The organism is Thermogutta terrifontis, assembly GCF_002277955.1.
GTDB classification, from domain to species: domain Bacteria; phylum Planctomycetota; class Planctomycetia; order Pirellulales; family Thermoguttaceae; genus Thermogutta; species Thermogutta terrifontis.
Map to the genome: position 1 here is coordinate 701,673 of NZ_CP018477.1, position 12,148 is coordinate 713,820.

At 59.3% G+C, this 12,148-nt stretch carries 8 protein-coding genes; 3 read left to right on the plus strand and 5 right to left on the minus strand.

Annotated elements, in window-relative coordinates; genetic code table 11:
* Positions 1 to 88 precede the first annotated feature (88 nt).
* The 4 genes from THTE_RS02555 to efp all read right to left on the minus strand — a co-directional run bounded on the left by THTE_RS02555 (position 89) and on the right by efp (position 5,947).
* Positions 89 to 1,657, minus strand: a complete 1,569-nt coding sequence (locus THTE_RS02555) for a trypsin-like peptidase domain-containing protein (RefSeq protein WP_095413967.1) — start codon at positions 1,655 to 1,657, stop codon at positions 89 to 91.
* 599 nt (positions 1,658 to 2,256) lie between these two features.
* The gene (locus THTE_RS02560; protein WP_095413968.1) at positions 2,257 to 3,705 is read right to left on the minus strand and encodes a retropepsin-like aspartic protease; all 1,449 of its coding nucleotides are present in this window, start codon (positions 3,703 to 3,705) and stop codon (positions 2,257 to 2,259) included.
* 640 nt (positions 3,706 to 4,345) lie between these two features.
* A complete protein-coding gene (epmA, locus tag THTE_RS02565; RefSeq protein ID WP_207651761.1) occupies positions 4,346 to 5,350 on the minus strand; it encodes an EF-P lysine aminoacylase EpmA in 1,005 nt (334 codons plus the stop codon).
* 27 nt (positions 5,351 to 5,377) lie between these two features.
* Positions 5,378 to 5,947 carry an elongation factor P gene (gene efp, locus THTE_RS02570; protein WP_095413969.1) on the minus strand — a complete coding sequence of 190 codons (570 nt, stop codon included), beginning with the start codon at positions 5,945 to 5,947 and terminating at the stop codon, positions 5,378 to 5,380.
* A 293-nt stretch (positions 5,948 to 6,240) separates the two neighbouring features.
* Here efp and epmB point away from each other — a divergent pair, with 293 nt between their 5' ends.
* The 3 genes from epmB to THTE_RS02585 all read left to right on the plus strand — a co-directional run bounded on the left by epmB (position 6,241) and on the right by THTE_RS02585 (position 9,766).
* Complete coding sequence (epmB, locus tag THTE_RS02575) at positions 6,241 to 7,326, plus strand: EF-P beta-lysylation protein EpmB (protein WP_095416734.1); 1,086 nt, start codon at positions 6,241 to 6,243, stop codon at positions 7,324 to 7,326.
* 815 nt (positions 7,327 to 8,141) lie between these two features.
* Complete coding sequence (locus THTE_RS02580) at positions 8,142 to 8,951, plus strand: tyrosine-protein phosphatase (protein WP_095413970.1); 810 nt, start codon at positions 8,142 to 8,144, stop codon at positions 8,949 to 8,951.
* Positions 8,930 to 9,766 carry a hypothetical protein gene (locus THTE_RS02585; protein WP_095413971.1) on the plus strand — a complete coding sequence of 279 codons (837 nt, stop codon included), beginning with the start codon at positions 8,930 to 8,932 and terminating at the stop codon, positions 9,764 to 9,766. The genes THTE_RS02580 and THTE_RS02585 overlap by 22 nt, the downstream gene beginning before the upstream one ends.
* A 511-nt stretch (positions 9,767 to 10,277) precedes the next feature.
* Here THTE_RS02585 and THTE_RS02590 read toward each other — a convergent pair.
* Positions 10,278 to 11,984 carry an arylsulfatase gene (locus THTE_RS02590; RefSeq protein WP_095413972.1) on the minus strand — a complete coding sequence of 569 codons (1,707 nt, stop codon included), beginning with the start codon at positions 11,982 to 11,984 and terminating at the stop codon, positions 10,278 to 10,280.
* Positions 11,985 to 12,148: the final 164 nt, after the last annotated feature.

Consider the following 12,148-nt stretch of genomic DNA (forward strand, 5'->3'; position numbering starts at 1 on the left):
CAAACAGAAAAACGGCGCCACAGTCCCGGAGAAGACCGTGACGCCGTCGGACGGGTTGGGAAGAAAATCGGGGGCCAGAAAACTTGGCTTATTCGCTCACGCGAATCGCCACATACCGTGAGACGCCCTCAGGCGTGACCACCCGAAGAAGGACGCCTTCACTCAGCGGCTTCGCCTGCAGGGCCTTGGTCAGATCGCTGACGCTGGTCACCTTCTGGCGGTTGGCCTCCACAATCACCATGCCTTCTTCCAGACCGGCCAACTGCGCGGGGCTGCCCGGGGTCACGTTCGTGATGACCACCCCTTCTTTAATGTCAAGGCCAAGTTGCTGGGCCACATCAGCGGTCAGCGTTTCCACCTGGATGCCCAGTTTGGCAAAACTCTCGTTCTCCCGCGGCATCGGGCGACCGCCCCGACGGAGACGCCCCGGCACACGCTCCATCCCGTATTCCGCGGGTTGTTCGCGGACGACGACCTCGAGCGTGGTTTTCTTGCCATCGCGGAGGATCTCCACCTTGTGGGGTGCGTCGATCGTCGCTTCCTCCACGAGGCTTTGCAGCTCATTAGGCGCGGTCACCGGTTTCCCGTCGAAGCTGAGGATCACGTCGCCCGACTTAATCCCGGCCACGGCCGCCGGTGTGTTAGGATACACCTCAGCCACGAGCACGCCTTCATGCGGTTTCACGCCAAGCTGGGACGCCAAATCTCCCTCGATCGGCTGAATCGCCACGCCCAGGTATCCGCGCCGCACGACGCCCTTTTCTGCAAGCTGAATGGCGACAAACTTGGCCAGGTTGGATGGGATGGCGAAGCCGACTCCTTCATATCCGCCCGACCGGGTGCTGATAGCCGTATTGATGCCGATGACTTCGCCATCGAGATTAACGAGCGGGCCACCGCTATTTCCCGGGTTGATCGCGGCATCGGTCTGAATGAAGTTCTCCCGCACGGCAAGGCCGAGGCCGCGGCCCTTGGCGCTGACAATTCCGGCGGTGACGGTTCCCTCCAGTCCGAAGGGCTGACCGAGAGCCAGAACCCAGTCACCCACCTGCACCTGATCACTGTCACCGAGGACGGCAGCCTTCAGTCCAGTGGCGCCTTTGATCCACACCAGGGCAAGGTCCGTCTTGGGATCGGTTTTTACATCCACGGCCTGGAACTCACGTCCGTCGTGAAGTCGCACGATAACCTTGCCCTGTTCATCCACGACGTGGGAGTTGGTAAGGATCACGCCGGAAGGGTCGATGATCACGCCGGAACCAAGCCCCTGAATGACGCGGGGCGGCATGGGACCACGGCGGAAGAAGTATCGGAATTCCGGCGGCAGCATGTCGTCGAACGGAGTTCCCTGGAAAGGATCTTCCTCAAAGGGGGAGAGCGTTTGGTCCCGCCCGCCACCGGCCTGGGCAAACGTCCGAATCATCACCACACTGGGCAAAACCTCCTGGGCGGCCTGGCGGAATGCCGCTGACAACTGATTGGCAAACTCATGCTGCGGAGAAGCCGCCTTGGGTTTGGGAGCGGCAAGATTGAGCTTGGTCCCGTGCTCCTGGCTTTCCAAACTTCCCACCAGAAGACCACTCCCCGTGAGGAGCGTCACAATTCCAATAAGGGTCAAAAGGTAGTGTCTCCGCACTGCGTCGATCCAGCGCGACATGGTCGTGTCCTCCTTTCTGAAAATGGGTAAGTAAGGTTAGTTCACTCCTGGGCTGCAGCCCACCCCCATCACACGAAGCGAATCTTTTTCAAGGAAGCCCCTCTTGAAAGTGAGCAACGACTCATCGTGATTGTCTCGACCTCCTTATCATAACCGAATGGCGTTTTTCGCCCTCGGCCCCATCCCGGCCTAGCGCAATCATCTACGAACTTCGTTGCCAATGGAGCGAGAAATGTAGCACAACAGTGTTGCGTGTAGTCACGAGCGCTACATTATTCCATTTCTCTTTGACGTGTTTCCTGTCAAACTGACAGTTGGCTGCCATGAAGAATCCTGAGTCAAGGCTTTAAGAACGCCGCAATATGGGTGTGCAAATTGAATACCAGGAAGGCACAAATCTTGGCGCCCGCAGAACCGTGCCCAGCGTGCGTTGGGCTTGCCCAGGACAGGTACACGAGTCAAATCTGGAAACGGAGACGAGAGTTTCACCTCCGTGCGGTGTTGTGAGGCCCAAGCGGTGTGCCGAGAGAGTTGGCGCCAGAACATCAGCGCAAGCAGCGATGGATCCAAAGCCAATCCGCGTGCCCTGAGAAGATGCGTCAGACGGCGGTGATGGGCGCACCGCGCGGGGAAGTTTTTCGGCGGCGCCCGTAGCACAACCCCAGGGCTCCGGCAGCCAGTGCCAGCAGATAGGCCGTGCTCGGTTCAGGGATGACCTCCCCACCCGTGGGCCCACCCCGAATTTCAAACCGCGGGAATGAAAGGGGCCCACTTGAAATCCCAAACAATTGGCCGAAGAGCGGATTCGCCTCGGCCAGGCTCCCCAGTGCCTCCTGTTCTTCTGGTGAGAGCGTCTCGCGCTGGAGAAGGAAAGTGGCCTGAAGGGAAGGACCGAGTGGGTCGTACGGGTCGTACAGAAATTCTCGCGCGCTGTTCCACAGATTCATCCCCAGGATGCCGTCAAGTCCCTCCACCAGATCGGCGACAAACACAGGCGCGTTGGTAAAGCGGAGTTGGCCATCCACTACCCCGTCAAAATCCGTGTCGATGGGCAATGCCAGCCAGTCGACAGTGAAGCCGGGCACGGTGATCGGGCTCCCTGCCGCGCCTATGATATCGATCGTGGTCTCTGGCGAATTCAAATCAAAACCGAGCGCCTGAGCAATTGCCGTGCTGATCACACTGATGGCAGCCCCGGTGTCAAAGAGAAAAACGGCGTTGGTTACGGTGGCCAGTGCTTCACCGAGAGAGACCTGCTCCTGAACAGGGTTGGGGGCCACGGTCACTTCATCTCCCGGGTTACTGTAGTTCTCCGGACCGAAGGGAGTCAAGGGAATCCTCACCGGATCGGTGGTCGTCCCGGGGATGCCGGCAAGGCGTGTGCCCGCTGCCACGAAACTCAGGTCCGGCATGTAGAGGACGATTCCTGCAAAAAGAGGTGCCCAGGTCGGATCATCAGCAAAAAACGCACCGAGGTCGAACTCATATCCCAGCATATCGACCTTCGCGGCGGGCAAACTGCCCCCTGGTATCGTGCCGAAGTGGATCGGTGTCCCAGCGATGTTGGGGAGCTGTGCGCTGCCAGTCTCCGTCCCCACAAACACCTGCACCCCAGGGACCGTGACGCCGCCGGTCAGGTCGTAGCTGAAATCAAAGCCCAGGAACGCATCCCAGGAGAACGAGACCGCGTGCAGTCCATCCGTCCAGAATGTCATCGGCATGGAGACGTCGCCCACGATCACGCCGTCGATGGCGTCCGCCACGGCCCCGTCTGGCACCTTGATCGGCACCGGTGCTCCCATCAAATCGAAGAAAGCGCGATCAGTTGCCGAGAGGGTGACGACACTCGCGCCGGTATCGTAAATTCCAAAGGCGAGGGCCCAATCTCCGCCCCAGTTGTAGCCCTGGATAACCTCAATCTGATCCCCAAAGAGATCCAGCGCAGGATCGAGATCGATTTGCACATCACCCGCCGTGGCAATTCCGGGCATGGCCAACCCGAACAACAGCACCGCTCCCAGAAACCGGCGAAGCCCTCGCGCTACCATGGCACTTCTCCCGTGCTCGGAAACATAACGAACTGCGTCGAACGAGCGACCGTTCGCACAGCGTGATAAGTTTTCCAGGCCGCCCCTATTTTAACCCTGCGACTCGCGCTTGCAACTCGTTTCTTAAAAATTTTTTGACAAAGCCGCAGGGAATGCCCATCGATCGTGGCATACATACCCAAACCATGGTGTGATGTTCAAAAGGATAGCAAAACTCTCAGCTTTCCCGCGTATGGAGCATTATCGCGGCCTTGACCAGGGTCCCGCCGGGAACCTGTCGGCCTACTCGAAGAATTTGTCAATCGACGCAGAAGTCTATGGGAGGGAACCTTCCCCGGTCTGCGACGAACCTCGGAGGGGCACGCTTGTCGTGCCCGGTGAGGACCGATGGGCAATCAATCGGTGTTCATCGGACCCGACAGGCGGGTCCCTCCGATATGCGGACCTGACAAGCGGGTCCCTCCGAAAAGGTCCCTCCGGCTTACCCTTCTCAAGACCTTGCCGGCCGTCACGCGCCTTTGCAGGGGGGAGCCAAAGCGGGGACAACTCAGCGCTGATGCGGGTTTCAAGCGTTGGACAATCAGCGTCGGGCCGGAGGTCGTCTTTTGCTTCACACCGAAGACGACTAGAGTGGGCCTGCTCAGGCGATGTCGAACGGAAAGGCGAGGACTTCTCGCAGCGAGTGCGCGCCGGCACGCAGCATGACGACGCGGTCAAATCCCAAGGCCACGCCGACGCACGGGGGTAGGCCGTGTTCCATGGCGCGCAGGAGGCGGCTTTCCTCGGGCAGCGGGCTCTTACCATCGCTGATCCGCTGAGCGTTGCTCGCGCGAATCCGCCTTCGCAGCTCCTCCGGGTCGCGCAATTCGTGGTACCCGTTGGCCAGCTCCACGCCACGGAAAAACAATTCAAAGCGCTCGGCCACGGGTGGCGTGTCGGTCCGCACGACAGCGAGCGCGGCCTGACTGGCTGGATAGTCGCAAACGATCACAGGTCGATCGTGTCCCAGCCGGGGTTGGACGCACTCCGACCACAGCAGATCGAGCCAGCCATCACGGTCCTCCACGGCCAAAGACTCGGGCCAGACGATCCCGAGAAAGCGGGCAACGCCCTGAAGTTGCGAGCCGCTGGCTTCCAGAGGGTGGATTCCCACGGCGTCCTGGAAAACCTCGCTGTAGGTGCAAATGGTCGGCCGTCCGCTCTTGAGGATTCTTTCCGCCAGATCGGCAAGCAGTTCCATCCCCGACTGATAATCGTCACCCACGCGATACCACTCGACGATGGTGAATTCGGGATTGTGCAGATGGCCTATCTCGCCGCGTCGAAACGCCCGGGTGATCTGATAAATGGCCCCCGGGCCACCGCTGGCGAGAAGTCTTTTCATCCCGAATTCTGGTGAGGTTTGCAGATAATATCGCGGCGTGTTGGGTTGGATCTCTTCCGGGCGCTCCACGTCAAAGACGGAAAACGGGTCGAGATGGCGGTCGACCACCGTATCATGCGAAAGAAGCGGGGTTTCCACTTCCAGAAATCCCCGCTCCTTAAAGAATTGCCGAAATTCCTCTAACAGCGCTGCGCGTAAGCGCAAAATTTCCCACGGAGCTGTGGGTCGAAAATCATTGTCGGGCGATTGGGCATCCATCATTCCGGAGGGGGCGTCATCCGGCCGGTGTTATTCCTTGACGCGTTCAATGTACTCACCGGTGCGTGTGTCAATCTTGATGAGGTCGCCGATTTCGACAAATGCCGGAACGATGATCTCTGCGCCGGTCTCCAGTTGGCAGGGTTTGGTCACGTTGGTGGCCGTGTTCCCGCGGACACCAGGCTCGCAGTATTCGACGCGAAGAACCACGTGGTTGGGCGGTGTTACCGAGATCGGCTTGCCGTTGAAGAGGAGCATGGTGCACGGCATGCCCTCCTTAAGATACTTCCAGGCCTCATCCACCTGATCCTTGGTCAATTCGTACTGCTCGAACGTGTTGTTGTCCATGAAAATGAACGAATCGCCCTGCCGGTAAAGGAATTGAGCATCGACCTCTTCCACATCGGCAGCTTCGATGGTGTCGCCGCTCTTGTATGTGCGGTCGATGACCGTGTTGCGGATCAGGTTTTTCAGCTTGCATTTGTAAAGAGCCTGACCCTTCCCCGGCTTGACGAACGTGCATTCGATCATCAGGTAGGGTTCGCCGTCAAGCTGAACCTTTAAACCCTTGCGAAATTCGCTTGTGTTGTAAGTGGCCACGTCTCCAACCCTCTCGTTTCGATTGTGCTTGCAATTGCCGCGGAATATTCACCTATCGCCCAGGCGTGAGATTAACCTTACCAACAGCACCGCACTATGTTTTCGGAGGCTTCCCACCTCGTGCCAATACCGGTACGATGAACGAAAAGCCGTGTTAAGAATAAATAACGGCTTGCCCCTGCGTCGAGCCGTGGTTGCCAGTTCGCAGCGACAGCGGGATCCATCCCAGCCAAGTATTTGAGTACAGTCCCCAAGTCAGGTCAGACGCTAATCATTTGTTCAACATTAGCCCCGTGAAATCGTCCTCCGCCTTTACAACCTCTGAAGCTGCTTGGCCCGGCGAATGTCAGTCTGGTTCTCTCGGGGCACCAGACTGGAAAACTGTTTTAGCGGAGGCGATTCGGGATCCCCAGGAACTGTGCCGCGAGCTGGACCTCCCAAGCTCCCTGGCCGAACACGCCCGGCAGGCCGGGAAAGGATTTCCCCTCCTGTTGCCGCGAACCGTCCTTCCCCGCATCCGGAAGGGCGATCCTCACGACCCGGTGCTCCGTCAGTTCCTCCCCGTTTGGGAGGAAACGCAGGCGGTGGAGGGATTCACGACCGATCCGCTCCAGGAGCAGGCCGCGCTGACAGCGCCCGGGATCCTCGCCAAGTACCACGGCAGAATTCTTATCGTAACGCACCCGGCCTGTCCCGTCCATTGCCGGTACTGCTTTCGGCGGCATTTTCCCTATGCCCAGGCCCTTGCCGGCAAGCAAGCGGAGAAAGAGACGTCCACCGGTGTCCAGCCGCGTTTAATTGCCAGCGTGGTGGAGTACCTTTCCACCCACCCCGACGTAACAGAGGTTATATTCAGCGGGGGAGAGCCCTTGATTATTGACGATCCCGAATGGAAAGCCTGGTTGAAGGCACTGGCAGATATTCCCCACCTGAGGCGCGTTCGGGTGCATACGCGAATGCCGATTGTCATCCCGCAACGGGTGACGGCCGACCTGCTGGCCACCTTCGAACGCTGCCCGTTGACAAAAGTTATCGTCCTGCACGCGAACCACCCGCGGGAGATTGACAATCCTGTGAGCGACGCGATTCTCCGGCTTCGCGCCACGGGGGCCGTCCTGTTTGTGCAGTCCGTTCTTCTGGCGGGAGTCAACGATTCGCCCGAGGTGCTCGTGGAGTTGTACGAGAAGCTCTCGGACCTCGGCGTGATGCCGTATTATCTCCACCAGCTCGATAGAGTGGCCGGTGCCCATCATTTTGAGGTACCGGAGCATCGCGGGCGGGAGATTATTGCGGAGCTTCGCCGCCGATTGCCGGGTTACCTAGTTCCCCAGTATGTTAGGGAAGTTCCCGGCGCGACGGCAAAAATACCGATATTTTAGGTGGATCTAGTCGCCACCTCGTGGGTATCCATCGTTTTTGTGTCCCGTCTGGTCGCAGGCATAATCCCCGTTTTGTGGGGATTTGCCCACAGCCAAGGCGATTATCGGCTGACAATGTGCGGTGCGTCGTAAGAACAGCACCACTTCGCTGATAGCGGGGTAATCCAAGAATCGTCCCAACACCCAATCGATCATCCCGAAATGGCGGTGTCCGGGTAGGGGCAATTCATGAATGGCCCCTACAACGTCGGAGGGGCCAGCTCGTCGGGTCCGGCGAACACCGATTGATCACCCATCCCTCCTTACCGGGCACGACAAGCGTGCCCCTCCAAAATATTCCGGAGGGACCTGCTTGTCAGGTCCGCATGTCGGAGGGACCTGCTTGTCACGTTCGCATTCGGATCAACCCCTTTCGGAGGGACCTGCTTGTCAGGTCCGCCGTTTAATGTTTGATCATCCATTCTCGTTCGCCGGGGACTGAGGTCCCTCACCGAAAGCGGGGCTGAAGCCCCGCACTCCAATGGAGTGCGGCGATTCATCGCCGCTTTTTGTGAAGGCTTTAGCCTTCACAACCTTGCGTTTGCGGTGTTTTCCTGCACCCAAACAAGCGTTCCTCGGGTGGGGGCAATTCATGAATTGTCCCTCCACCATTCTGGCGTTTGATCTAACCATGAGTGGGTAGAACTGAGTCACTCCTGAATGCCCTTGACCTGTTTCGGCGGCAGTGCCTAATCTTCCACTCGGTCAGGTGATGGGTCGCAGGCCGATTGTTTCAATTGCCCATTAAACAAGTCGCAGGAAAGAGTCGCACACGGATGGGACACGCGGGTTCTCTACCCCCGGGTTGGGTGGACATCCATTGCCACATTCTTCCGGAACTGGACGACGGACCGCCGAATTGGGATCAGGCTCTGGCAATGGCCCGGCTGGCCGTGCGCGAGGGTACTGCCTGGATCGTGGCGACTCCCCATCAGCGTGGCCGATACCAGCAGAACACCCCGGCAGTGATTGCCAGCCGCTGCGAGGAACTGAGGCGTCGGTTGCGGGAGGCCGCTATTCCGCTCGAAATCTTCACCGGCGCCGATGTGCGGATCGATGAGGGATTGGTTGAGTCTGTAAAAAGGGGCGAGGTCTCCACGGTGGGCACTGGCCGCTACGTACTTTTAGAGCTTCCCCACGATATCTATCTCCCCCTCGATTCGCTATTGCGGGAATTGAAGCGGGTGGGGGTGACCGGCATTCTCACGCATCCCGAGCGGAACACGGCCCTCTTGCGGCACCCAGAGAAGCTCGAGGAAGTGTTGTCCGCCGGGGCTCTGCTTCAACTGACGGCGGGAAGCCTGACGGGGGCTTTTGGACCGGCCGTGCGGCAGTTTGCCGAAGAACTCCTTCTGACCGGACGAGTACACGTGGTGGCCAGCGACGGCCATGGAGTTCGCGGCCGACCGCCAACCATGGGGGAAGCTACCCGGCACATTGCTCGGCGCCTGGGCCGGGATGCAGCGGATATCCTCTGCCGTCGCAATCCCGCCAGGATTGTGCAAGGGATGCCCGTCCAAAGTTTGGAACGAGTGGAAGCGGCGGAACCGTTCTGGCGGCGGGCGTGGCGGCGATTGGCCGGTTGAAGCACAACACTCCGCTCAATGGACAAAATCGCGAAAACAGGTGCAGCGTGCTGGCGGCACTCCTTCTGGCCATCCTCGGGCAATCGAGTTTTCCGGGTCCGGTGGTGACCTCGCAGGGGGTTTGGGTGGACAGTCGCGCCATCGGCGGCTTCACCATCTACGCCCAATTCCCCCTTGACCAGGTTGAAGAGCTCATCGACGGCCTCGGGCATCTCGCCCAGGATATCCAATCGGCGCTGGGGATTGAGCTGGGCCAGCGCCCGGTCACAGTGCTGCTGTTTGATTCCCAGCGTGAATATCAGCAGTTTTTGCGGCGGGAATTTCCGGATGCTCCGTATCGCCGAGCACTGTACCTTGAGCGTTCCGGACGGGCGTTCGTGCTGGCCTATCGCAGTCGGGAATTGGCCACCGACCTGCGGCACGAGGCGACCCACGCCCTCTTGCATACGGCTTTGCCCATGGTGCCCCTGTGGCTTGATGAAGGATTGGCAGAGTATTTCGAGGCCCCACCGGGCGATCGGGTGTTCGGGCACCCCTATTACAAGACTGTCCGCTTCTGGGCCCGACTGGGCTATGTCCCCTCTTTGAACAAGCTGGAACAGATCGCCCGCATGGAAGAGATGAACGGCAGCGCCTATCGATGGTCGTGGGCCTGGGTGCATTTCTTTATTCACGGGCCGGTTGCTGCTCGGCAGGAGCTGACAGATTATCTTCGGACCATCCAGAACTACGGCGTTCCGGGCAGTCTCGCCCAGCGCACGGAAGCTCGCCTCGGTTCGCTTCGCACCCTGTTTCTGGAGCATTTCCGCAAGTAGCCGTCCGGCTGTTCAGGTTCCCGAACGGCTGGTTTTCGGCGTGGCTAAAGCCCCGCGCTCCGTGGAGTGCGGCGATTCATTGCCGCTTTCTGGCGAAGGCTTTAGCTTTCCCAACCTTGCCGTTTGCGGTGTTTTGCCGGAACCACGCAAGCGGTCCCCGGGTAGGGCCAATTCATGAACTGCCCCTACCGGATACGGAGGGACCCGCTTGTCGGGTCCGATGAACACCGATTGATCACCCATTCCTCCTCATCGGGCACGACAAGCGTGCCCCTCCGAGTTTTCGGAGGGACCTGCTGGTCAGGTCCGCTTTTCTCGGAGTGACGTGCTTGTCACGTCCGCCGTGCAACGTTCGATCATCAATTGGTGTTTACCGGGGGACTGAAATCCCGCGTGGAAAGCGGGCCAAAGCCCCGCGCTCCGTGGAGTGCAGCGATTCATCGCCGCTTTTTGGCGAAGGCTTCAGCCTTCGCAAAAGTCGTTTTTACTCGGCGCCGGTCAGGCCACCCTGTCAACCGGCTTTTCGTGGTTTTGTATTGGAGGCGGGAGTTTCCGGCAGGTCACGTTTGGCATCCTGCTGATACTGCTCCCACAGCCGGTTCCAGAGGCTTTCCAGTTCTGCCACCTTTTCTGGTAATTTCGCTGCAAGATTATTCGTTTCGCCGCGATCCTCGGCTAGGTTGTACAACTCCCAAGGATCGCCCCGGGCGGCAACCAGCTTCCAGTCGCCAGCGCGGATCGCCCGATTTCCCTCGTGCAGGAACCAGAAGAAATCGTGTTCCACGGTTCCATCTTTGGTGAAAAGCGGCACGATGCTTTTTCCCGGCGGCTCGGGACGCTCCTCTCCATTCCAACGGTCGGGCATGGAAATTCCCGCCAGCTCGAGGACCGTTGGAAAAACATCCACGAAGTGCACGGGGGTATGGCGGAGTTCTCCGCGGGCGGTGATGCCCTGAGGCCAATGCACAATGAACGGAGTGGAAATACCGCCTTCGTGAACCCACGTTTTGTGGCGGCGGAAGGGGGTGTTGGAAGCACTCGACCATCCCGGGCCCAGGCAGAGAAAAGTCTTTTCGCTGCCCATCGGAGCCTGCGGATCATGGCCGTCGCCACGTACCATGATCTCGGCACTGGCACCGTTGTCGGAGGCGAAGAAGATCACCGTGTTGTCCAGGACGCTCATTTTCTGGAGTTGCTCCACGACCATGCCCACCGCCTCATCCATGATGTGGACCATGGCAGCGTGAATCGCCATCTTGGTGGTTTGGAATTCCTTCTGGTCAGGGGTGAGTTCATTCCAGGGGATGGGGTATTTCACCTCGGCTGGCCCGAGAATCTTGAATGCTTCCGGGAAGTCATACGGGGGGCCCAAATGGACCTCCATGGGTGGCGGGCTATTGCGAACAAGACCCATTTCCAGAAGCCGCTTGCCCCGCTGCTGCTGAATGACGTTCCACCCCACCCGATAACGATCGCGGTACTGGGCGATGACCTCCTGTGGTGCCTGGAGCGGGAAGTGCGGAGACGTGAAGCACAGATAGAGGAAGAACGGTTTTTCGCGGTACTCCGTGGCGTGTTCTGCCAGATACTTCACCGCATACTGCGCAATCGCCGTGGTCGCATAGTAGCCGTCGTTAGGGCCGGGGGTGGGAAGGGCACGGCCATCTTCCTGATGATTCTTGGGATGGAAGAAACGATCGTGATCGTTGAGTACGTAGCTGTGATCGAAGCCGCTGGTCCAGGGCTGTTTGTCGATGTGCCATTTTCCCGAATGGTAACACCGGTAGCCGTGCTGTCTCAGGACTTCCGACAGAAGCGGGGCCCACGCCGGCCGCACTCCGCTCCCACCACTGCGCACGCCGGGGACGGTATCCCGCCGCACCTGCTGGGGGTAATAGCCCGTCATGATGGCTGCTCGCGAAGGCCAGCACCGAGCGGAATTGTAACACTGGGTGAATCGCAGTCCGTTGGCCGCCAGGCGATCGAGGTGCGGCGTCTCAATCTCACCGCCGTAGCAGCCCAGGTCGGAGTAGCCCATGTCGTCCGCGAGAATGATCACGATATTGGGGGGCGTCTTGGTGGCGGCCGAAGCCGAACTGGCTTTTTGCGGAGCCTCGGCTGAGTTTGTGTTGGCTGCATGGAGGCGAGACGTCCCCACCAGAAACACAGCGGCGGCCGCCAGTGTGCAGAAAAATCGCCCTGTGACACGCCAGGCCATTGGAACTCTTTGCCGTGACGCAACCATGGAAGTGACCTCCCCAAAAGTAGATCGAAGACATGGATTGAGGCGACGCGGCCGGGTTGGCTGTTTTAAGTCCCGCGTCTCGTTCCTGTTATATCATCAAGACGGAACGTGTTCCACAAATCCCACGCCTGGTCCAT